General features: G+C 61.7%; 21 protein-coding genes. 15 read left to right on the top strand and 6 right to left on the bottom strand.

Features of this window, described 5'->3' with window-relative positions:
* Window positions 1–241 precede the first annotated feature (241 nt).
* On the bottom strand, window positions 242–622 hold the full coding sequence (locus KJS28_RS09830; RefSeq protein WP_213540763.1) for a RidA family protein: 381 nt from the start codon (window positions 620–622) through the stop codon (window positions 242–244).
* Window positions 623–767: 145 nt separating this feature from the next.
* On the opposite strand from KJS28_RS09830, the gene KJS28_RS09825 reads away from it, so the two are divergent.
* Both KJS28_RS09825 and KJS28_RS09820 read left to right on the top strand, forming a co-directional pair.
* Window positions 768–2,303 carry a histidine kinase gene (locus tag KJS28_RS09825; RefSeq protein WP_213540762.1) on the top strand — a complete coding sequence of 512 codons (1,536 nt, stop codon included), beginning with the start codon at window positions 768–770 and terminating at the stop codon, window positions 2,301–2,303.
* A gap of 230 nt (window positions 2,304–2,533) precedes the next feature.
* Window positions 2,534–2,797, top strand: a complete 264-nt coding sequence (locus KJS28_RS09820; protein ID WP_213540761.1) for a helix-turn-helix domain-containing protein — start codon at window positions 2,534–2,536, stop codon at window positions 2,795–2,797.
* 211 nt (window positions 2,798–3,008) lie between these two features.
* Here KJS28_RS09820 and KJS28_RS09815 read toward each other — a convergent pair whose 3' ends face one another.
* The 5 genes from KJS28_RS09815 to KJS28_RS09795 form a co-directional block, all read right to left on the bottom strand.
* Window positions 3,009–4,694 (bottom strand): Na+/H+ antiporter NhaC family protein, encoded by a 1,686-nt coding sequence (locus tag KJS28_RS09815; protein WP_213540760.1) that lies wholly within the window; start codon window positions 4,692–4,694, stop codon window positions 3,009–3,011.
* A 538-nt stretch (window positions 4,695–5,232) separates the two neighbouring features.
* The gene (locus KJS28_RS09810; RefSeq protein ID WP_213540759.1) at window positions 5,233–6,918 is read right to left on the bottom strand and encodes a Na+/H+ antiporter NhaC family protein; all 1,686 of its coding nucleotides are present in this window, start codon (window positions 6,916–6,918) and stop codon (window positions 5,233–5,235) included.
* A 376-nt stretch (window positions 6,919–7,294) separates the two neighbouring features.
* On the bottom strand, window positions 7,295–7,621 hold the full coding sequence (locus tag KJS28_RS09805; protein ID WP_213540758.1) for a hypothetical protein: 327 nt from the start codon (window positions 7,619–7,621) through the stop codon (window positions 7,295–7,297).
* 114 nt (window positions 7,622–7,735) lie between these two features.
* Complete coding sequence (locus tag KJS28_RS09800) at window positions 7,736–8,443, bottom strand: response regulator transcription factor (protein ID WP_021858294.1); 708 nt, start codon at window positions 8,441–8,443, stop codon at window positions 7,736–7,738.
* Window positions 8,427–9,572 carry a sensor histidine kinase gene (locus KJS28_RS09795; protein WP_228298373.1) on the bottom strand — a complete coding sequence of 382 codons (1,146 nt, stop codon included), beginning with the start codon at window positions 9,570–9,572 and terminating at the stop codon, window positions 8,427–8,429. Before KJS28_RS09795 ends, KJS28_RS09800 begins: the two co-directional genes overlap by 17 nt.
* Before the next feature lie 268 nt (window positions 9,573–9,840).
* On the opposite strand from KJS28_RS09795, the gene KJS28_RS09790 reads away from it, so the two are divergent.
* The 13 genes from KJS28_RS09790 (at window position 9,841) to KJS28_RS09730 (ending at window position 22,568) form a co-directional block, all read left to right on the top strand.
* Complete coding sequence (locus tag KJS28_RS09790) at window positions 9,841–11,280, top strand: NAD(P)/FAD-dependent oxidoreductase (RefSeq protein WP_213540757.1); 1,440 nt, start codon at window positions 9,841–9,843, stop codon at window positions 11,278–11,280.
* Complete coding sequence (locus KJS28_RS09785; protein ID WP_213540756.1) at window positions 11,277–12,539, top strand: NAD(P)/FAD-dependent oxidoreductase; 1,263 nt, start codon at window positions 11,277–11,279, stop codon at window positions 12,537–12,539. The genes KJS28_RS09790 and KJS28_RS09785 overlap by 4 nt, the downstream gene beginning before the upstream one ends.
* Window positions 12,536–12,895, top strand: a complete 360-nt coding sequence (locus KJS28_RS09780) for a DUF1667 domain-containing protein (RefSeq protein ID WP_021858298.1) — start codon at window positions 12,536–12,538, stop codon at window positions 12,893–12,895. Before KJS28_RS09785 ends, KJS28_RS09780 begins: the two co-directional genes overlap by 4 nt.
* A gap of 125 nt (window positions 12,896–13,020) precedes the next feature.
* A complete protein-coding gene (locus KJS28_RS09775; protein ID WP_228298372.1) occupies window positions 13,021–13,584 on the top strand; it encodes a glycerol-3-phosphate responsive antiterminator in 564 nt (187 codons plus the stop codon).
* Window positions 13,581–13,769: a hypothetical protein gene (locus KJS28_RS09770; RefSeq protein ID WP_213540755.1), complete on the top strand. Its 189-nt coding sequence runs from the start codon at window positions 13,581–13,583 to the stop codon at window positions 13,767–13,769. Before KJS28_RS09775 ends, KJS28_RS09770 begins: the two co-directional genes overlap by 4 nt.
* Window positions 13,766–14,440, top strand: a complete 675-nt coding sequence (locus KJS28_RS09765) for a lysoplasmalogenase family protein (RefSeq protein WP_213540754.1) — start codon at window positions 13,766–13,768, stop codon at window positions 14,438–14,440. The genes KJS28_RS09770 and KJS28_RS09765 overlap by 4 nt, the downstream gene beginning before the upstream one ends.
* Window positions 14,437–15,126 carry a TIGR01906 family membrane protein gene (locus KJS28_RS09760; protein WP_213540753.1) on the top strand — a complete coding sequence of 230 codons (690 nt, stop codon included), beginning with the start codon at window positions 14,437–14,439 and terminating at the stop codon, window positions 15,124–15,126. The genes KJS28_RS09765 and KJS28_RS09760 overlap by 4 nt, the downstream gene beginning before the upstream one ends.
* An 845-nt stretch (window positions 15,127–15,971) precedes the next feature.
* Window positions 15,972–16,814 carry a metallophosphoesterase gene (locus tag KJS28_RS09755; RefSeq protein ID WP_213540752.1) on the top strand — a complete coding sequence of 281 codons (843 nt, stop codon included), beginning with the start codon at window positions 15,972–15,974 and terminating at the stop codon, window positions 16,812–16,814.
* Window positions 16,815–16,823: 9 nt separating this feature from the next.
* Window positions 16,824–18,713 carry a tRNA uridine-5-carboxymethylaminomethyl(34) synthesis enzyme MnmG gene (mnmG, locus tag KJS28_RS09750; RefSeq protein ID WP_213540751.1) on the top strand — a complete coding sequence of 630 codons (1,890 nt, stop codon included), beginning with the start codon at window positions 16,824–16,826 and terminating at the stop codon, window positions 18,711–18,713.
* The gene (locus tag KJS28_RS09745) at window positions 18,710–19,357 is read left to right on the top strand and encodes a cyclase family protein (RefSeq protein WP_213540750.1); all 648 of its coding nucleotides are present in this window, start codon (window positions 18,710–18,712) and stop codon (window positions 19,355–19,357) included. The genes mnmG and KJS28_RS09745 overlap by 4 nt, the downstream gene beginning before the upstream one ends.
* Window positions 19,357–20,760: a Mur ligase family protein gene (locus tag KJS28_RS09740; protein WP_213540749.1), complete on the top strand. Its 1,404-nt coding sequence runs from the start codon at window positions 19,357–19,359 to the stop codon at window positions 20,758–20,760. Before KJS28_RS09745 ends, KJS28_RS09740 begins: the two co-directional genes overlap by 1 nt.
* On the top strand, window positions 20,757–21,473 hold the full coding sequence (locus KJS28_RS09735) for a hypothetical protein (protein WP_213540748.1): 717 nt from the start codon (window positions 20,757–20,759) through the stop codon (window positions 21,471–21,473). Before KJS28_RS09740 ends, KJS28_RS09735 begins: the two co-directional genes overlap by 4 nt.
* Window positions 21,474–21,560: 87 nt before the next feature.
* Window positions 21,561–22,568 carry a sugar-transfer associated ATP-grasp domain-containing protein gene (locus tag KJS28_RS09730; protein WP_213540747.1) on the top strand — a complete coding sequence of 336 codons (1,008 nt, stop codon included), beginning with the start codon at window positions 21,561–21,563 and terminating at the stop codon, window positions 22,566–22,568.
* The last annotated feature ends 60 nt before the right edge of the window (window positions 22,569–22,628 follow it).

Genomic DNA, 22,628 nt, shown 5'->3' with positions numbered 1-22,628 from the left:
CTCTTGTGCGTGGCTGTGTAGATAAGAAAAGGCCCCCGGCATGACCGGGGGCCAAATACATCCGGAAAAGCTCGGAAAATTCCCGGAACGATGCAGCCGATTTATCCAATGTTTTCCAGAGGCCAGCAGGGCGGACACGGCTTTGCACGCAGGGCGGCAGCCGGGTCAGATGAGCGGCCCGACCGGAGTTTTCGTTGACAGAAAAGCCGGAATGAGGGTATAATGCAGGCAAGTGCTGCGATCACTTCTGGCAGATGGTCTCGATTTCCACCAGCCCCCCGGCGGGCAGTGCGCTCACCTGATAGGCGCAGCGTGCGGGGTAGGTAGTTCCCTCAAAGAAGGAGGCGTAGACCTCGTTAACGGCGGCGAAATCAGCGATATTCGTGAGGAGAACGGTAGTTTTGACCACGTTATCCAGAGTCAGTCCGGCTGCGGTCAGAACCGCCTGGATGTTTTTCATAGCCTGCGTGGCCTGAGCCTGTACGCCGCCGTCTGCAAGTTTACCGGTGGCGGGGTCCAGACCGAGCTGGCCACTGGTGAATACAAATTCACCGCAGTCGATGGCCTGAGAATAGGGGCCGATGGCGGCAGGAGCGCCGTTGGTGGAAATAGCTTTTTTCATGGGAGGATCTCCTTTCTGGTGTACAGCAGTGATGACTGCCAAATGTCGGGGACGATTATAGCATAGGCCATTTGTTTTGGCAAGTCCCCTTTTGGAAAGCGCTTCCGGGTAGGGTCTGGGAGCCGATGATGGAGGAGGGAGCAAAATGGCGGTAACAGGCCATGCGCTGAATCAGTTATTACAGCAGATGGACCGCACATTTTCCAATGTGACGGGGCAGAGCGTGTCCTTTATCGATCAGGAGGGACACTATCAGGGGCCGCTGCGGCTGGACGTGTTTACCGGCTTCTGCCGCAGGGTCATCAGCAGCGAAAAGGGCGCTCAGCACTGTCTGGCCTGCAACCACAGCTTCGGGCTGGACGCCGAGCAGCGGTGTACGGTGTCCCAGTGTCACATGGGCATCAGCGTGATCTCCGTGCCGGTGCCGCTGCCGGAGGCCAGAGGGCTCAGCCTGACATACGGGCAGTTCCTCACACGGGATACCGAGGGGGCGTTTTACAGCACACTGCGCCGGCACTGTCAGGAGCTGGAGCTGGATTACGACGAAATGGTGGCGCTGGCGGGGACGCTGCGGGTGCTCTCTGCGGAAGAGCTGGATGCCAGGATGCAGATGCTGCAGGTCTTTGCCGGGTATGTGGCCACCTCCGAGGTGGAGCTGGAGACCCGGCGGGAATACGCCCGTCAGGTGGAGAAGAAGCTGGCACTGGAGCGGACGCTGCACGCCAGTGAATTTAAGTTTTTGCAGTCCCAGATCAGTCCGCACTTTCTGTTTAACACCCTGAATCTGCTGATGAGGACGGCCTATCGGGAGGGAGCGCCCCAGACGGCGGATCTCATCTGCGATCTGGCGGATCTGCTGCGGCGGGCGTACTACTACAAGGACTCCATCTGCACGCTGGCGGAGGAGATGCAGTGCGCCCGGCAGTATCTGACCCTGCAGAGCCAGCGGTTGGGGCCCGGCTTTTCCTTCGAGGTGGGGGACGTTTCCGCCTGCGGGCAGCTGATGATCCCGGTGCTGACCATCCAGCCGCTGGTGGAAAATGCCATCCTGCACGGGGCCGGGGAGGATGAATACCCGCTGCACGTGAAGGTGTCGGCCACCGCAGAGGACGGAAAGCTGGTGATCTCCGTCAGCGATAACGGCGCCGGTATCCCGGAGGAGGTGCTGAAAAAGCTCCGGGATCATCTGTCCGGCGGCGGATTGGGCGGAGGATTCACCCTGCTGGGGGACGGTGCGGTGCTGCTGGCGGCGCTGGCCAACGGCTTCTCCATCTCGCTTTTCAAGCGGTATGCCGAGGGAGAGGACACCCTGACCCTGTGCGGATATCAGTTCATCGTGGGCGGGGGGCTTTTGCTGCTGACGGGACTGTGCTTCGGCGGTACGCTGCCGCATTTCACCGGGCAGTCCCTTCTGCTGTTGGGATACATGGTGCTGCTGTCCGCCGTGGCCCAGACCATCTGGAGCGCCCTGACCCGGTACAATCCGGTGGGGCGGGTGGCGGTATACGGCTTTTTGAATCCCGTGTTCGGCGTGCTTCTGTCGGCGCTGCTCCTGCGGGAGGGACAGCAGGCCTTTACCCCGTACAGTTTAGCGGCATTGGTACTGGTATGCGTGGGAATTTTTGTAGTCAACCGCAGCGATGCCCCCGGCAGGGGAGCGCAGGCCGATCAGCAACCATAACAGGAAAAGGGACGGTCCCTACGGACCGTCTCTTTTGCTGTGGGAGAGACTGCTATATTCGTTTACACATATTTGGATATTCAGCTTCCGGAACAGCTGGTGCTCCTCCTCGCCGCTGCCAAAGATATCCTCCGACACCTCTCGGGGACGGTGAGGGATTTCAGATCCCGGCAGCTGACCAGTGCAGACCAGCCGAAGAGGGCCTTTGAAGCACTGATGATGTGCTCCACATGGCGAAAGTCCTGCATCTCTCCCGCAATACCGCTGCCAAGCATATGCGCCTGCTGGAGGAACACGGGCTCATCATCACGGAATGGACGCAGATACAGATGAAAAACGGTATTAGGAAAAACGGAAACTTGCGCTGCACCATCGTTCCCATGCACGAGGTCTTGGAGCAGTGTTGCCAGCGGCAAATGACCGAACTGGAGCGTCAGCGAGTGCAGCAAAAGCTGTCGGTACAGAGCGCAGAGACCACATATCCGCCCCTGTGAGCCGCTGTGTGGTCTCTTTCGGAGTGGGGCAGCATTCCTGCCCCGGAGAGAGGTGTCAAACCACTTTTGGGCGGCTTCCTCGGCTCTGGGGAGGACGAAAGAAGAAGCAGGGAAAAAATTTCAAAACCGGGGCGAGAGCTCAGGTTTTCGGAATACAAAAATATGCCCCCGGCTGAGCCGGGGGCATACCCTGTATGGGAAAGACGATCGCTTACTTGTTGTAGAGCACCTTGTCGGCCTCGGCCATTTCGGCAAAGACGCCGGCGTGCTTCTTGGCGGTGACGGCCTTGATGACCAGCAGGGTGGCGACCATCAGCACGATGGCGATGATCATGCAGACCACAGCGCTCTGGACCAGACCGGCAATGATGAAGCTGACGAAGGAAACGGCGGCCACGGTGATACCATAGGGCAGCTGGGTCGCCACATGGTTCAGGTGGAAGCAGTGGGCACCGGCAGAAGCCATGATGGTGGTATCGGAGATGGGGGACAGGTGGTCGCCGCACACGCCGCCGGCGCAGGAAGCAGCCAGACCCACGGACAGCAGAGTCATCTGGGTATCCCAGTCAAACACGGCGCAGACCAGCGGGACCATGATGCCGATGGTACCCCAAGAGGTACCGGTGGCGAAGCCGATGAAGCAGGCCACGATGAAGATCACGGCGGGCAGGAACTTAGCAAGGCTGCCGGTGTTGGCCATAACGCCCTCTACGAAGGTACCCACCTGCAGACCATTGTCACGGCACAGGCCGCACAGGGTCCAGGCGAAGCAGAGGATCAGGATGGGGGAGATCATCTGGATGAAGCCATTGGGGATCGCCTCCATGGACTTCTCGAAGGTGATGAGGCCGCGCAGCCAGTAGTACATGAACGTAAAGACCAGTGCAATGATGGAACCCAAGCACAGGCCGGTACCGGCGCTGGCGTCGGAGAAGGACATGACGAAGTTGCCGTAGTTGTCGCTCTCGGCGTCCCACATACCACCGGTCCAGACCAGACCAACGATGCACAGGGCGATCAGAACGATAACGGGCAGCAGCAGATCCAGCACGGAGGAGTGCTTGGCACCCTCTTCGTAGTCGTCGGCGCCCTCAAAGGGACGCTCGGGGGTGGTGAACAGATCGTCCTTGACCTGAGCATTGTACTCATGGGTCAGCATGGGACCGTAGTCAATGTTCAGCAGGGAGGTGACGATGACCATCACCAGCGTCAGGATGCAGTAGTAGTTGAAGGGGATCTGGCTCAGGAACATGCTGATACGGGAGCCGGGGAAGCCATCGGGCACGTAGGATGCAACGGCGGCGGCCCAAGAGGACACGGGAGCCAGCATACAAACGGGAGCGGCGGTGGCATCGATAATGTAAGCCAGCTTGGCGCGGGAGATCTTGTGGCTCTCCGTCACGGGACGCATCACGGCGCCCACGGTCAGGCAGTTGAAATAGTCGTCGATGAAGATCAGCACGCCCAGCAGCATGGTCAGCAGCTGCGCACCGGAGCGGGTCTTCACGGCCTTCTTGGCCCAGCGGCCGAAGGCAGCGGAACCGCCGGCCTTGTTCATCAGATCCACCATGATGCCCAAGATGACCAGGAAGATCAGGATGGAGATGTCGATGGCGTTGATCATGCCGACGCCCTCACCGGCGCCGATGAAATTCACGACCATCTGCCAGGGCTGGAAGTTGGCCAGCAGCAGGGCACCTACCACGCAGCCCAGAAACAGGGAAGAGTACACTTCCTTACTGATGAGGGCCAGCGCAATAGCCACGATGGGGGGGAACAACGCCCAACCGGTGGCTACGAAGCCGGAACCGTCATTGGCCACCTTGGCGATGACCAGTGCGATCACAACGATCGCCAGCGCAATAAAATACGCTATACGAGTGCCTTTCTTTTCCATTAGGTGATTTACCTCCTCAAATTTGGTGACTTTATGGTAGCGGTTTTTGAAGGTATTGTCAAGATTCCGGAAACCGCTTCCGGCCTGAATTTTGAACAAATTATGAATCAATCTTTTGGACGTTCCTCTGAAAATTGCGCCGATTCTCACTTTCTTAATAGGATTTTGCGGTCTATTTACGGAAAACATATAAAAATCGTGCTAATATTTAAAAATCTCTTAACGCAAAATTAACGCACTTTTTGCGCCTTTTTCCTTTTCTAGCAGCTGACCTGACAAAAATGGAAACCGAAATATCGAATATTTGCGTTGCGGACCCATTCTGTCCGCCTTGCGGCGGACAGCTCCCTGCACGCTGCCCTCTCGAAGCGTGTAGGTGGCTGCAAGCCCCTCAAAAAAGGGAGTGGCGTAACTCCCGCTGCGCCACTCCCTTAGAGAATGCCCTGTCCTATATTCGATAGAAAAAGTGAGGGCGCAGCTTTCGCTGCGCCCTCACGATGTAGGATCGGTTCAGACCAACCTCAAAGGCACGTTTCTCTTACTTGTTGTAGAGCGCCTTGTCGGCCTCGGCCATCTCCTGGAAGATACCGGCGTGCTTCTTGGCGGTGATAGCCTTGATGACCAGCAGGGTGGCGATCATCAGAACGATGGCGATGATCATGCAGACCACAGCGCTCTGGACGATACCGGCAATGATGAAGCTGACGAAGGAAACGGCAGCCACGGTGATACCGTAGGGGATCTGGGTGGCCACGTGGTTCAGGTGGAAGCAGTGGGCACCGGCAGAAGCCATGATGGTGGTATCGGAGATGGGGGACAGGTGGTCGCCGCACACGCCGCCGGCGCAGGAAGCGGCCAGACCCACGGACAGCAGAGTCATCTGGGTATCCCAGTTGAACACAGCGCAGACCAGCGGGACCATGATGCCGATGGTACCCCAAGAGGTACCGGTGGCGAAGCCGATGAAGCAGGCCACGATGAAGATCACGGCGGGCAGGAACTTAGCAAGGCTGCCGGTGTTGGCCATGACGCCCTCCACGAAGGAACCCACCTGCAGACCATTGTCACGGCACAGGCCGCACAGGGTCCAAGCGAAGCAGAGGATCAGGATGGGGGAGATCATCTGGATGAAGCCGTTGGGAATGGCTTCCATGGACTTGTTGAAGCCGATCAGACCACGGCACCAGTAGTACACGAAGGTGAACACAATGGCGATGATGGAGCCCAGGCACAGGCCGGTACCGGCGCTGGCGTCGGAGAAGGACATGATGAAGTTGCCGTAGTTGTCGCTCTCGGCATCCCACATACCGCCGGTCCAAATCAGACCAACGATGCACAGGGCGATCAGAACGATCACGGGAACCAGCAGATCCAGCACGGAGGAGTGCTTCTCGCCTTCCTCGTAATCATCAGCACCGGCGAAGGGACGCTCGGGGGTGGTGAACAGATCGTCCTTGACCTGAGCATTGTACTCATGGGTCAGCATGGGACCGTAGTCAATGTTCAGCACGGAGGTGACGATGACCATCACCAGCGTCAGGATGCAGTAGTAGTTGAAGGGGATCTGGCTCAGGAACATGCTGATACGGGAGCCGGGGAAGCCATCGGGCACGTAGGATGCAACGGCAGCGGCCCAAGAGGACACGGGAGCCAGCATACAGACGGGAGCGGCGGTGGCATCAATGACGTAGGCCAGCTTGGCACGGGAGATCTTGTGGCTCTCCGTCACGGGACGCATCACGGCGCCCACGGTCAGGCAGTTGAAATAGTCGTCGATGAAGATCAGCACGCCCAGCAGCATGGTCAGCAGCTGTGCGCCGGAGCGGGTCTTCACGGCCTTCTTGGCCCAGCGGCCGAAGGCAGCGGAACCGCCGGCCTTGTTCATCAGGTCCACCATGATGCCCAGGATGACCAGGAAGATCAGGATGGAGATGTCGATGGCGTTGATCATGCCGACGCCCTCACCGGCGCCGATGAAGTTCACGACCATCTGCCAGGGCTGGAAGTTGGCCAGCAGCAGGGCGGCTGCCACGCAGCCCAGAAACAGGGAAGAATACACTTCCTTGCTGATGAGGGCCAGTGCGATTGCGACAACAGGGGGGAACAGGGCCCAGCCGGTAGCTACAAAGCCAGAGCCATCATTGGTGACCTTGGCAATGACCAGAGCGACTACGACCACCGCCAGCGCAACAAAATACGCTATCTTGGTGCCTTTCTTTTCCATTAGGTGATTTACCTCCTCAAATTTGGTATCCCTATCTTACTCGTCCTAACGGACTATTGTCAAGTTCTTAGCGTGCTTTTCCCTCTTTTTAACAAATTGTGAACTGGCCTTTTGGTTTTTTTCACAAGAAATATTCACGATATGGTGGATACTTTACACGCTGACTGGTAAAAAATGCAATGATTGTATACAATGGAAAGAAAATTAAGGCCCTTAACCGGCAAAATGCTGAAATACCATGCGTGGTTCTATAATGCAGAATAAACGAAACGGCGATAACAGCATGGGAGAAGGACTGTCCCAAGCCTGGCGGAGCAGCCATGATACCCCGCAGGAACAGGGAGCTACCGTTTGGTCGAAACAGCTTTTTGTTCTCCTATAAAAGACGATATAACGGAAATCTGTGCGCCCGCAGTGTGCAGCAGGCAAAGGCCGCATCTTCCATGATGGCCTGCACGCTTTTAGCTCCGGCGGCATACTTTTTGTCAACAACGGTGCTTTGCGCAAGGAACGTGTCTCCGACGGCATACTTTTTGCCAACAGCAGCAAAAAGTATGAAAAAATGCCGCCAGAAACCATCGGTTTCTGCTGGCGTTCTTTGGTGACTTTCTTTCGCTATTGAAAGAAAGTTACCCGTCGGAGACAAAATAAGATTACTTCCCCAAAGGTATGCCGCCGGAGGCAATAAAATAAGCAACTGCAAAAACATCCCCCCGCCGCAGGCCAAAGCAGCACAAAAACACACCGCCCCGGCGCATGACGCAGCCGGGGCGGCAAAGAGAGGGAAAGAGAGCACATTTCAAGCGGCGCCGGGTACTCAGTCGCCCTCACGCATCCGGTAGCCCACACCCACCTCCGTGAAGATGTACTTGGGCTGGCCGGGATTTTCCTCGATCTTGCGGCGGATATTGGCCATATTCACCCGCAGGATCTGGTTGTCGTTTTTGGCCTTGGGACCCCACAGCTCCTTGATGATGAAGTCGTAGGTCAGCACCTTGCCGGCGTATTTGCCCAGCAGGGACACGATCCGATACTCGTTGGCGGTGAGCCGGGCGTTTTCCCCGTGGATCAGCACCTGATGCTTGTCATAGTCGATGACCAGATCGCCGGTGGTAAAGCGCCCGGACTGGGCGATCTCCGGGTTAGAGAGGGAGGTGCGGGTGTGGCGGATGGCGGTGCGGATGCGGGCCAGCAGCTCGGAGGTGCCGAAGGGCTTGACCAGATAGTCGTCGGCGCCGTAGTCCAGCGCCTCCACCTTGTCTCGCTCGTGGTTCCGGGCGGAGACCACCACAATGGGCAGACTGGACCACTTCCGCACGGAGCGCAGCACCTCCAGGCCGTCCATATCCGGCAGCCCCAGATCCAGCACGATGAGGTCCGGACAGTGGGAGGAGATCATGGTCAGCGCCTCTTCGCCGGTGTTGACGATGATGGTGTCGTAGCCGTTGGCCGTGAGGATCATAGAGATGAAGCTGCTGATGCTCTGCTCATCCTCCACGATCAAAACCTTATCCTTGATCTTCATAGCTGTCTACCTCCTGTTGAATTTCTTTATCCAAAGGCAGCTCCACGGTGAACCGTGCGCCGCCCTCCGTCCTGTTTTCGCCTCTGATGTGGCCGCCATGGGCCCGCACCACTGTCCGGCAAACGGACAGGCCGATGCCCATGCTGCGGCCCCGATCTCCCTGCTGACCCTGCAGGGTGCCGTCAAAGAGATGCTCCAACCGGTCCGGGGCGATGCCCTGTCCGTCGTCCTCCACGATGAACCGGGCCCAGTCTCCGCTGCGGCACAGGGTCACGGTGATGTGCCGGGTGGTCTTACCGTGGAGCACGGCGTTTTCCATGAGATTGGTCAGCACCTGCTCCATCAGCAGCGGGTCCATGGGTACCAGCAGAAACTCCTCCGGCAGACGTACCTCCACCGGGATGTCCGTTCCCCACCGGCGGGTAAACTTGCCCACCGCCCCCTCGATGATCTCCTCGGCGGCCTCCGGCGTCTTGTTGACCTTGGCCTCGTCACCGCCCATGCGGGTGATGCTCAGCAGATTCTCCACGATGCGGATCAGCCACTGGGCCTCCTCGTTGGCGTTGCGGATCAGCTCATGGCGCTGCTCCGGCGTCAGGGTATTCTCCTGCTCCAGCAGCACATTAGTGGCCCCCACGATGCCCGTCAACGGCGTGCGGATGTCGTGGGACACCGCCCGCAGGAGGTTGCCGTGCATCCGCTCCAGCTCCGCCTCCCGCCGCACCTCATCCATCTGCTTGGCCCGGCTGGTAACGATGCCGGTCACAACGGAAATGGTCATGGTCACCAGAAAGGTCAACGGGAATCCCGACAGAGTGAAGCTGACGTTCCAGTAGGGCGGGGTGAAGATGTAGTCCACGCTGAGCACGGCGAAGATGGAGATGATGAGGCTGAAGAAGAAGCCCTCCGTCAGCAGCGCCGTCAAAAACACGTCCAGCAGAAAAATCATGTACACATACCCGGTGTCGCCGTCCTGGCTGGCTCCCCGCAGGATCAGGCACAGCACCACCGACAGGGTGTACAGGCTCATGGAGATGATAAAGTCCTTGCCGGAGTAGGAAAAGCCAATGGAGGGGATACGCTTTCGGCGCAGCCACTGCTCCGGCCATTGGATGTGCGGTTTCTTCAAATCCCTGCTACCTCCCGACCCTCAGGTTTTTCTGACCTGATTATACCATACTTCACGTTAAGATTTCGCTAAAAACCTGTTAAGAACAGAGAAAACGCCGGAAAAGACTTTTTTCGGGACCGGTTGACAGAGCAGGAGACGGTCTGTTATAATATAATGTAATTGAAGAACCAGTCATGCAGTGAGATGCTGAGCCATGCAGAATTGCCCGGAGGAGACGCCGGGTGTTTTTGCGTGGCTTTTTTGTTTTAGAAAGGAGAGATGGATCATGTATGATGTACTGGTCATCGGCGGCGGCGTCATCGGCTGCGCCATCGCACGGGAGTTGAGCCGCCGCAGCGGCCGCGTCTGTGTGGTGGAGCGCAATGAGGACGTCTGCACCGGCACCAGCAAGGCCAATTCCGCCATTGTCCACGCCGGATTCGATGCCGAGCCCGGCACCCGGAAGGCCCGCTTCAACGTGGAGGGCAGCCGCATGATGGAGGCCCTGTCCCGTCAGCTGGACTTCCCCTATCGCCGGTGCGGAGCGCTGGTGCTGTGTCTGGATCCGGCGGACCGTGAGAAGCTGCAGGCCCTCTATCAGCGGGGTCTTGCCAACGGCGTGGAGGGGCTGGAGATCGTGGAGGGAGAGGCCCTGCACCGGATGGAGCCTGCCCTGTCCCAACAGGCGGTGGCGGCGCTGTACGCCCCCACCAGCGCCATTCTCTGCCCCTTCGGCCTGACCATTGCTCTGGCGGAGAACGCTGCCGCCAACGGCACGGAGTTCCGCTTCGATACGCAGGTGCAGCATATCCGCCGGGAGGGGGACCACTTCGTGGTGGACACCGGCCGTGGCCCGTTGGAGAGCCGTGCCGTGGTCAACGCCGCCGGTGTGTGGGGCGACGTGCTCCATAACCAGCTGTGCAGCGATCCCCTCCGAATCACCCCCCGCCGGGGCGAATACTGCCTGCTGGATCGGAAGGACGGCGGTCTGGTGAGCCATACCGTCTTTCAGCTGCCCGGTGCCATGGGTAAGGGTGTGCTGGTGACCCCCACTGTCCACGGAAACCTCCTCCTCGGCCCCACTGCCACGGATCAGCAGGACCGGGACGACACTGCTACCACCCAGACGGGGCTGGATTACGCCATCGCCACGGCGGGCCGCAGTGTGCCGAACCTGCCCATGCGGGACGTCATTACCAGCTTCGCCGGCCTGCGGGCCCATCTGGAGGGCGGCAGCGACGACTTCTACATCCGGGAGAGCAGCGAGAACTTCTTCGAGGCCATCGGCATCGAGTCCCCCGGTCTGTCCTCCGCCCCGGCCATCGGCGTGTACGTGGCGGGACTGGTGGCGGAAAAGCTGGGCCTTGCGGAAAAGCCCGATTTCATCGCTCAGCGCCGGGATATCGTCCACGTGCGGGAACTGCCGCTGTCGGAGCGTCAGGCGTTGGTGGAGCGGGACTCCGCCTACGGCAATATCCTCTGCCGCTGTGAGCAGATCAGCGAGGGGGAGATCCGGGACGCCATCCGCCGCAGTCCCGGCGCCCGTTCTCTGGACGGCGTCAAGCGCCGGGTCCGGGCCGGTATGGGCCGGTGTCAGGGAGGCTTCTGCGCCCCCCGTGTCATGGAGCTGCTGTCCGAGGAACTGGGAGTTCCCCAGACACAGCTGACCAAATCCGGCGGCGGGAGCCTTCTGCTGACCGGCGAGACGAAGGAGGTGCAGGCATGAAGCAGGTGCAGCTTGCCATCATCGGCGGAGGCCCGGCGGGCCTGTCCGCCGCCATTGCCGCCCGGAAAGCCGGGGTGGAGGATATCCTCCTCATCGAGCGGGATCGGGAACTGGGCGGTATTCTGAATCAATGTATCCATGCAGGCTTTGGCCTGCATACCTTCGGCCGGGAGCTCACCGGTCCGGAGTACGCCGGAGAGTATGTGCGGCAGTTCCGGGAGCTGAACATCCCCTGTCTGTCTGGCACCATGGTGCTGAACCTGTCCCCGGACCGGGTGCTGACCGTCACCGGTCGGGAGACGGGCCTCGTGCAGATTCAAGCGCAGGCCGTCATTCTGGCCATGGGCTGCAGGGAGCGCCCCCGTGGTGCGCTGAACATCCCCGGCACCCGCCCTGCGGGCATTTATTCCGCCGGTGCGGCCCAGCGTCTGGTGAACGTGGAAGGTCTTATGCCCGGCCGGGATGTGGTGATCCTGGGCAGCGGCGACATCGGCCTCATCATGGCCCGCCGCATGACGCTGGAGGGCGCCCGTGTCCATGCCGTGGCGGAGGTCATGCCCTATTCCGGCGGCCTGAAGCGGAACATCGTCCAGTGTCTGGAGGACTTCGATATTCCCCTGTACCTCTCCACCACCGTGGTGGATGTCCACGGGCGGGAGCGGCTGGAGGCGGTGACACTGGCACAGGTGGACGGCAGCCGCCGCCCCATCCCTGGCACGGAGCGGCGCATCCCCTGCGACACGCTGCTGCTGTCGGTGGGTCTGCTGCCGGAAAACGAGCTGAGCCGGGAGGCCGGGGTGCAGATGGACCCCGTCACCGGCGGCCCGGTGGTGTCCGACGACCTGTCCACCTCTCTGCCCGGTGTGTTCGCCTGCGGCAACGTACTCCACGTCCACGACCTGGTGGACTTCGTGTCTCAGGAGGCGGCCAAGGCCGGTGAAAACGCCGCCCGCTATATCCTCAGCGGGCAGGGCGAGACGGCCACCGTCCGGTTGGAGGGGAAAAACGGTGTCCGCTATACCGTTCCCCAGCAGCTGGACCCCCACCATATGGCGGACAGCGTCACCGTGCGCTTCCGGGTGGGGCAACCCTATCAGAAGGCGGCCCTGTGCGTCTATACCGACGGTAAGCTCCTGCGCCGGGTACCTAAGCGCATCCTGACCCCCGGCGAGATGGAGCAGTTCACTCTGCGGCGGGAGGAGCTGCCGGAGGGTGCCCGGACCGTCACATTCCAGATCGAGGAGGGGGAAGCGAAATGAACATCCGTGAGCTGACGTGTATCGGCTGCCCCATGGGCTGCCAGCTGCGGGCCACGCTGGAGGATGGTGTCGTCACCGCCGTTACCGGCAACACCTGCCCCCGTGGCGATGCCTACGCCCGGAAGGAGTGCGTTCACCCGGAGCGCACCGTCACCGGCACCGTCCGGGTGCTGGGCGGCCCGCTGCCGGTGGTGCCGGTGCGGACGCAGGGGGAGGTGCCCAAGGAGAAGGTGCTGGAGGTGGCCCGTGCGCTGCACCACGCCGCCGTCCCCGCACCGGTGCAGGCCGGTCAGGTGGTCCTTGCCGACGTGTGCGGCACCGGCGTGGCTGTGGTGGCCACAAAAAACATCGGCTAAGCGTTGAAAAAGTCCTCTGTCCCGTGGTAACATAGGGACAGAGGATTTTTTTGCATCTTGCGGGCGGCCATGGGCCGCTGCGGGTCATGGGCCTGCCCTGTGGGCGGCGGAAAGGAGGGACGGCCATGCGCCATCCCATGATGAGCGTGCTGGAGCAGAACCCGGTGCTTCCGGCGGTGAAGGATGCCGGACGGCTGGAGGCGTGTCTGGCCCAACCGGCGGGGGTGGTGTTCCTGCTGTGCGGGGACATTCTGAACATCGACCGGCTCATTGACCGGGTGCATCAGGCGGGGAAATACGCCGTGGTCCACGCCGATCTGGTGGCGGGGCTGGCCCCCCGTGAAATTGCCGTGGACTTCCTGCACCGCTGCGGGGCCGACGGCATCATCTCCACCCGGCCCATGCTGCTGCGCCGTGGTCGGGAGCTGGGGATGCTGACGGTGCTGCGGGTGTTTGCCATCGACTCCAAGGCCGTCAGCAATCTGGGCCGGGAGACGGAGGGCGGGATGCCCGACGTCATCGAGATTTTGCCGGGGACCCTGTGCAAGGTGCTGCACCGGCTGAGCCGGGAGCTGCCGGTGCCGCTGATCGCCGGGGGTCTGCTGTCGGACAAGGCGGACGTGCTGGCGGCGCTGGGGGCTGGCGCCCTGTGCGTCTCCGCCAGCGACGAGAGCCTGTGGGCTCTGTGAGCCGTGCCGAAATGAGCTGCCGTGCCGAAATGAGCTGCCGTGCCGAAGGGGACTGCCGGGTACAGGCTGTCGCCTGCGAAGCCGCCGCCCTGCGGCGCTGCGGCGCTGAGACGATGGAGGACCGCCATTCTGCCACGGCATGGGAAGAAAACGTGAAACGGATGGGTCGTAGGATGGGTACATGAAACGGATAGGCAAAAACGAAACAACGGAAATGGCCCCGGTGAAAAAATGCTTCGTGGCGCTGGAGACGGCGCTGTACCTGCTGTTTCTGGCGCTGGATGCCTTTTCCACCGGCGGCGGCGACGGGGTAAAATACCTCACCATCGTGGTGTGCCTGCTGGCGGCGGTGTGGTCGGCCCAGCACGGCGGCAGCCACCTGATGGCGTGGGCCATGGCCTTTACTCTGGCGGCGGATACCTTCCTTCTGCTGCTGGACCGGTGGTACGGGGCGGGCATCGCCCTGTTCTGTGTGGTGCAGGGCCTGTATCTGACCCGCATCCGGCGGGCCTGCGGACACACCCTGTGGGTACTGCGGGCGGGGCTGGCGGCGGCGGCTTGGCCGCTGCTGAGCGCTCTGGGGATGGGAACGGTCCTGAACCTGCTGGCGGCGCTGTATTTCGTGAATTTTCTGGTGAATGCCTTCCAGTCCCTGACTCTGCGCTCCGAGAGACTGTTTGCGGCGGGGCTGTGGCTGTTTCTGCTGTGCGACGTATGCGTGGGGCTGCGGAACCAGCCGTCGCTGCTGCCGGGTCTTGCCGGGGCGGCGCAGGCGGGGATGTGGCTGTTCTATCTGCCGGGACAGGTGCTGCTGGTGCTGTCCGGCTTTCCGAAGCGAAGGGAGAATACGACATGAAGGAAGCGAAAAAGCTGTGGTCATGGCTGGCCGTCCCCTGTATCGCTCTGGCGGTGCTCACCGGCTCCATCCTGCCGGTGCTGCTGGTGCGGGGCTTTTATACGGTGCAGATCGGCCCCTTGGGGATCTGCGAGGCCAGCGGCCTCACTGGCCAACAGGCGGCGGAGGCCTACGGCGACGTCATGGACTACTGCATGGGGCGCCGGCCGGATTTTGCCGCCGGGGTGCTGCCCTTTTCGGCGGAGGGCGCCGGCCACTTTGCCGACGTGCGGGTGCTGTTCCTGCTGGTGGTGTGGGTGTTCGTGGCGGCGGCGGGACTGCTGCTGACAGGGGCTGTTGTGTGCCGCCTGCGGCGGCAGCGGCTGCCCCGGTTAGGGGGCCGGACACCGGGCTTCTGGGCGGCCTGCGGGCTGGGTGGCCTGTTTCTGCTGATCGCCCTGTTGGCGGCGCTGGATTTTGATGGGGCCTTCACGGTGTTCCACAGCATTTTCTTCCCCGGCAAGGATAACTGGCTCTTTGATCCCGTCACCGATCCGGTGATCCTGATCCTGCCGGAGGCATTTTTCCGGAACTGCGCCATCGCCATCGTGACGGTGCTGCTGACAGTGTGCATCGTGCTGGTGGTGACGGGCAGAAAAAGACCCTCCTGCCGGAATGCTCCGGGGGAGGGTGCGGCATCCCGATAAAACCTTGTCCGCTGGACAATACCGGACAAGAGACAGGCCCGGCTGGACGTCCGCTTTCCGTCCGCCGAACGTCCCATTTTGTCCCGTGCCGCCCCTGCCCGTCCCCACTGAGGGGACTTGACAGAAAGCGACGGAAAACCTACGAGTCTTTGCTAAGTGTCAGGGATTTAACAAATCATTGGGCCGACCGGCGGAAAAATTCATCGGCTGTATCCGGTTGGAGTGATCGCCGTCATATAGATGCCGTATAGGCGCTGCATAGGGAGTGCCGAGCCGGCAGAAGGGTCGGCGGCTGCACCTATGCGATCCACCCACCGCATCGAAAAAGATAAACCACCCGCACCGGGAGAGGTAAACCGCTGGCAGGGAGCCTATCGCATCGAAAAAATGAACCGACGATAGGGCTATCTACCGTACCGGGAAAATGAACCGGCAGCGGGACGGTAAAAAAATAAAGCGCCCGACGGCGCTTCTGCAAAAAAATATCCACGCTCAGGCGTGGTGCTTTGTTCGGGGATCCGTCTTACCGCTCGCTGGGCTGCCAATCGCAGTCGGCGAAGATCATATCGTCCAGATCGCCCTTGATCCACTTGTTGGTCATTGTGCTATCACGCTCCTTTCTTCTCTTTTCTATGATACAGTATACCCCGGCAGTGAGAAAAATACAAGAACCAAATTCTACATTTATACCAAAAACTAACAAGCAAATTTTGCTATTCTGCACAAAGAAAGGGCTTGCCTTTGGGGCGGGTACATTATATAATAGGTTGATATTTTAATGGATCGATATTTTATCGGGCCTGCCGACGGCGGGCTGCTCCCCACGGAGAAAGGCGGTGGCGCAGGTGGCGGAGAGAAAGCACAGACACGGAAAGCTCTATCTGCTGCTGATGGCGCTGGCGGCGGCGGGAGCTGCCATCTGGGTGGGCAGCAGCGTGCTGTCGGTGGAGGAGTTCGCCTTCACCGGCGCAAGACTGCCCGCCGGTTGGGACGGCGGACGGCTGGTGGTGCTGTCGGACCTCCACGGGAAGCGGTTCGGGCGGCAGAACAGCCGCCTGTTGGAGGCTGTGCGGAAAGCCGGGCCAGACGTCATCTGCCTGTGCGGCGACATGATGGACGAGTGGAGCGGCACGGAATACCTCCGGCCGCTGCTGGAGGGACTGGTGGAGATCGCCCCGGTCTATTACGTCACCGGCAACCACGAGTGGGCCTCCGGGCGGATGCCGGAGATGCGGCAGCTGCTGGAGGAGACGGGGGTGACGTACCTCTCCAACACCTTTGTGCCGCTGGAGCGGAACGGGGACACCATTACGTTGGCGGGCATCGACGATCCCAACGGCTACGCCGGCCAGAAGTCCCCGGAGGAGGTGGCCGGTGAGGTGAAGGAGGCGGCAAGCGACGGCTTCTGGCTGCTGATGGCCCACCGGAACAACCTCTTTGACGGGGAATACTGCCGGTTGGGGGCGGATCTGGTGCTGTCGGGCCACGGCCACGGCGGCATCTGGCGGCTGCCCTTTACCGACGGCCTGCTGGGGGCGGGCGGACAACTGCTGCCCAGCTTTACCAACGGCTTTTACTGCTGCACCGACGGCCACGAGGCGCAGGTCTTTGTGACCCGTGGGCTGGGGGGGATCCCCCGGCTCTTCAACCACCCGCAGGTGGCGGTGCTGACCTTACACTGTGAATGAGGCGCTGGGATGAAGGAGTTTTTTGCCGGACAATTTGATATCGCCGTCATCGGCGCCGGACACGCCGGCATCGAGGCGGCGCTGGCGGCGGCCCGGATGGGGCTGGAGACGGTGTGCCTCACCATGAATCTGGACGCCGTGGGCAATATGCCCTGCAACCCTGCCATCGGCGGCACCGGGAAGGGACATCTGGTGCGGGAGCTGGATGCTCTGGGTGGCGAGATGGCCCGTGGGGCGGACGCCGCCTGCATCCAGTACCGGATGCTCAACCGGGGAAAGGGGCCTGCCGTCCACTCCCTGCGGGCCCAGGCGGATCGCCGGAAGTACCAGCAGGTGATGAAGCATACGCTGGAGCGGCAGGAGCATCTGACCCTGCGGCAGGGGGAGGTGGTGGCCCTGCGGACGGAGGACGGCTCCGTTCGACAGGTGGTGCTGCGGACGGGGGCTGTGTACGGCGTAAGGGCCGTGATCCTGTGCTCCGGGACGTATCTTCACGGCCGGACCATCGTGGGCGAATGTGTGGAGTCCTCCGGGCCGGATGGCCTGCACCCCTCCGGAGAGCTGGCGGACTGTCTGGCGGCTATGGGACTGCCCCTGCGGCGCTTCAAGACCGGGACGCCCCCGCGGATCAACGCCCGAACGGTGGACTTTGACCGCATGGAGGTGCAGACCGGTGACGACGTGCCGGTACCCTTCAGCTTTTCCACCACCCGGCCGCCGGAGAACCGGGCGGTGTGCTGGCTCACCTATACCAATGAGGAGACCCACCGCATCATCCGGGAGAATCTGGATCGCAGCCCCATTTACACCGGGGTCATCGAGGGGGTGGGGCCGAGGTACTGCCCCTCCATCGAGACGAAGATCGTCCGCTTCCCGGACAAGCCCCGGCACCAGCTGTTTGTGGAGCCTATGGGGCTGGATACGGAGGAGCTGTACTTGCAGGGCTTTTCCTCCTCCCTGCCGGAGGAGGTGCAGGTGGAGATGCTGCACACCGTGCCGGGACTGGAGCACGCCGTGATGACCCGGCCCGCCTACGCCATCGAATACGACTGCATCGACCCGCTGGCCCTGCGGCCCACGCTGGAGGTGAAGACCGTCCGGGGGCTGTACGGCGCCGGGCAGTTCAACGGCTCCTCCGGCTATGAGGAGGCGGCGGTACAGGGCTTCGTGGCAGGGGTCAATGCGGCGCTGGCGCTGCTGGGGCGGGAGCCTATGATCCTGCGGCGCAGCGAGAGCTACATCGGCACCCTCATCGACGATCTGGTGACCAAGGGTACGCAGGAGCCGTACCGCATCATGACCAGCCGGTCGGAGTACCGGCTGCTGCTGCGGCAGGACAACGCCGACCGGCGGCTGACCCCCATCGGCTACCGGCTGGGGCTGGTGCCGGAGGAGCGGATGCAGGCGGTGCGGGAGAAGTACGAGGCCGTAGACCGGGAGATCCGGCGGCTGGAGCACACGGGCATCCCCGGCAGCGAGGGGCTGAACCGGCTGCTGGCGGAGCGGGGGTCGGCCCCCGTCACCGACGGCGCACGGCTCATTGATCTGCTGCGGCGGCCCCAGATGACGTATCGGGAGCTGATGACCTTCGACCCCGGCGCCCCGGCGCTGCCGGTGGAGGTGGCGGAGCAGGTGGAGATCTCTGTGAAGTATGAGGGCTACATCCGCCGGCAGGAAAAGCAGGTGGAGGAGCTGCGGCAGCTGGAAAAGCACCGGCTGCCGCCGGATATGGAGTACAGCCACATTCAGGGACTGCGGCTGGAGGCACGGGAGAAGCTGGCGGCGGTGCGGCCTCTGGATCTGGGGCAGGCCAGCCGCATCTCCGGGGTGTCCCCGGCGGACATCGCCGCCCTGATGATCTGGCTGCACACCCGGACGGAGAGGGGGGACGCCACATGAAAATGCTGGATCTGACCCACTGCATCACACCGGAGATGCCGGTGTATCCCGGTACGGAGCCGCCCCGGCTGACGGCGGCCTGTACCATGGAGAAGGACGGCTTCCGGGAGACGCTGCTGCAGATGTACTCCCACACCGGCACCCATATGGACGCTCCGGCCCATATGCTGCCAAGCGGACGGACGCTGGACGACTTCCCGGCGGAGACCTTCGCCGGGCGGGGCTTCGTGCTGGATTGCCGGGGAGCGGCGGAGATCACGCTGCCTATGCTGCGGCGGCAGGAGGAGGCCCTGGGGGAGGCGGAGTTTCTGCTGTTTTGCACCGGGTGGGATCGATACTGGGGCCAGCCCCGGTACTATGAGGGCTTCCCGTGCCTGACGGCGGAGGCGGCGGAATATGTGGCGTCGCTGGGCCTGAAGGGCGTAGGGGAGGACAGCATCTCGCTGGACCCCTGCGACACGGAGGACTATCCCAATCACATGATCCTGCTGGGTGCGGGACTGGTCAATACGGAAAATCTGACAGGGCTGGAGGCGCTGGTGGGCAAGACCTTCACCTTCCTGACCCTGCCGCTGAAATGGGAGCACGCCGACGGCAGCAGCTGCCGGGCCATGGCCATGCTCCGGGAGGAGGAAACAAGATAATGGGCAAACTGCGATTTTTACTGGCACTGTGGCTGGCGAAGCTGTCGGTTCCGGCGCTGAAGATCACCCGGCACAACGGTACGGACTTTCCTGGCTCGCTGGCGCTGAAGCTGTGCCCGGACTTCCTGCGGTATGTGGGAAAGCCCGGTACCATCATCGCCGTCACCGGCACCAACGGCAAGACCACCGTCAGCAATCTGCTGACGGATATTCTGGAGGCGGACGGGAAGAAGGTTCTCAGCAACCGCTCCGGCTCCAACATCACCTCCGGCATCTCCACGGCGCTGCTGCGGGGCTGCGACCTGCTGGGGCGGGCCAAGTCCTATGACATGGCGGTGCTGGAGGTGGACGAGCGGGCCAGCGTCCGCATCTTCCCCTATGTGAAGCCGGACTATGCGGTGGTCACCAATCTGACACGGGACTCCATCATGCGAAACGCACACCCCGGCTACATTGCGGATATCCTGACCCGGAGTATCCCGCAGACGGCGACCATGATCCTTAATGCCGACGATCTGATCACCTGCGGGGTGGCCCCGGAGAACCGGCGGGTCTACTTCGGAGTGGACCGGCTGCCGGGAGACACTACCCGGTGCGAGAACCTCATCGATGATCTGCGGATCTGCCCCAAGTGCAGCGGTAAGCTCAGCTACGTCTATCGCCGGTATCACCACATCGGCAAGTGCGTCTGCCCGGACTGCGGGTTCCGCTCCCCGGAGAGCGACTATCTGGCCACGGATGTGGACATGGAGAAGGGGACCATGGCCCTGCGGGAGGGCGGGGAGGAGCATCCCTATCGACTGATCTCCGACAGTGTGCCGAACCTGTACAACATGGTGACGGTCATTGCCGTGCTGCGGCAGCTGGGATACAGCCACGAGACCATTAGCGGCTACATGAGCCGTGCGGCGGTGGTGGCCACCCGGCACATGGAGGAGCAGGTGGGGGACGTGAAGCTGGTGCGGCAGATGTCCAAGGAGAAGAACGCACTGGCCGGGTCCCGGACTTTCCAGTATATCGCCCAGCGGCCCGGCACCAAGGAGCTGCTGCTGATGATGAACTGTCTGGGAGATGCCCACCACTGGTCGGAGAACACCTGCTGGATCTTCGATGCGGACTTCGAGTATCTCTGCAATGACAGCGTGGTGCAGCTGGTGTGTACCGGCGCACGATGCCGGGACTACAAGCTGCGGCTGCTGATGGCGGGGGTGCCGGAGGAGCGCATCGTCTGTGAGCCGGACGAGTTCCGGGCGGCGGAGCTGCTGCGCTATACCCCCGGCGATGACGTGTACATTCTCTATGGCACGGACTCTCTGGCCCTGTCGTATAAAGTGTATGACCACATGAAGGAGGAAGCCGCCCGCCATGCACAGGACGGTGCGGAGAAGGAGGCGCAGGCATGAAGGTAGAGATCCTGTTCCCGGAGGTGGGGAACCTCTGCGGCGATCTGATGAACATCCGGTATCTGCGCCAGTGCTGCCCGGAGCTGGAGGTGGTCGAGACGGATCTGAAGTCCCGCCCGGCGTTTTTGGAGGGCGGCGTGGATCTTGTATACATGGGTTCCGCCACGGAGAAGGGACTGGAGCTGATGGTGAAGGCCCTGACGCCCTATCGGGAGGAGCTGGCGGCCCGTGTGGACGGCGGTCAGCGGATGCTGGTGACGGGCAACGCCCTGGATGCGCTGGGGGAATACGTCCAGTCGGATCAGGGGCTGCGGTTCGACGGACTGGGCCTGCTGCCCACCCATGCCGAGTATCAGATGATGAACCGGCACAACAGCTTCTTTCTGGGGACCTATGGTACCGGGATGGAGATCGTGGGCTTCAAGAGTCTGTTCGGCCACACCTACGGTGCCGACGATCCCGGTACGGGACTTTTCAAGGTGGTCCGGGGCGTGGGGCGGCGGCCCGGCTCTCTGGTGGAGGGCTTCCGCCGGGGCGGCCTGATGGCCACCTATCTCACGGGGCCGCTGCTGGTGCTGAATCCCCCCTTTACCAAGCAGCTGCTGCGGGAGCTGGGGGCCGAGGACACGCTGGCCTTCGAGGAGGCCGCCATGGAGGCCTATGAGGCCCGGCTGGCGGAGTTCCGGGACGAGAAGCGCAGCTATCTCTATTAAGACTGATGACAGGTATCACCAGAAACGGCTGGTCAAGCTCCGCCGGATGGGGTATACTGAAGAACACATGAATACGGGAGGCAATGTATGTCTAAGCTCTCTTATCTCGCACGGGTCATGTCCGGCGTGCGGCTGAAGAAAATGAACCAGATGATCGACATCGTCCACGACAAGTGCGGCCAGAACAAGGTCAAGACCTTCTTCGATATGTGCTGGTGCGGCGCACGCTATGGGGCGGGTTACTACGACTACGTGATGTTCGGGTTTTACAACATGAACGGCCGCCAGCGGGACACCTATCTCACCCGTGTCCGCAACAAGAAGGTCATCGACCACATGAACGACCTCAGCTACTCCGACGAGTTCGACGACAAGCTGCGGTTCAACCAGCGGTTTGCCAAGTATCTGGGCCGCAAGACCCTCAACGGCGAGACGGCCACGCTGACGGAGTTTACGGATTTTATCGCCGGACAGGAGGCCATCTTCGCCAAGATCAACCACGGCGACTGCGGCCGGGGCGTGAACAAGCTGTATGTGAAGGACTACGAGTCCCCGGCGGTGATGCTGGACTACATCCGGCGCAACCAGCTGGTGGTGCTGGAGCAGGTGCTGCCCCAGCATCCCGACATGGCACGGCTCCACCCCTCGTCGGTAAACACCATGCGTATCCTGACGGATCTGGTGGACGGGGAGGTCCATGTGGCCTACATCAGCGTAAAGATGGGCCGGGGCGACGGGTACTGCGACAACTCCGGGCAGGGGGGTGTCCTGTGCCGGGTGGACCCGGAGACGGGGAAGATCATCTCTCCCGCCACCGACGACTATTTCAACGTCTATGACCGCCATCCCGACACCGGGGTGGAGTTCGTGGGCTATCAGCTGCCCATGGTGCCGGAGGCCATTGCTCTGGCTAAGGAGGCGGCCCATGAGATCCCGCAGGTGGCCCATGTGGGCTGGGATATGGCCATCACGCCTACCGGTCCCGCTATCATCGAGGGCAACGACTTCCCCGGAACGGATCTGTGCCAGCTGGCGCCCTTCTATCCGGAGAAGGAGGGGCTGTGGCCGTACTATAAGAAGCTGCTGCACTGGTAAGAGTGGTATGCAAGGAAAAAGGGAGTCCTGAGACCGGAGGTCTCAGGACTCCCTTTTTGG

The organism is Vescimonas coprocola (assembly GCF_018408575.1).
Taxonomy (GTDB): Bacteria; Bacillota; Clostridia; order Oscillospirales; family Oscillospiraceae; genus Vescimonas; species Vescimonas coprocola.
The sequence above is the reverse complement of the archived record's forward strand: the minus strand, read 5'-3'. Positions and strand labels throughout refer to the sequence as shown.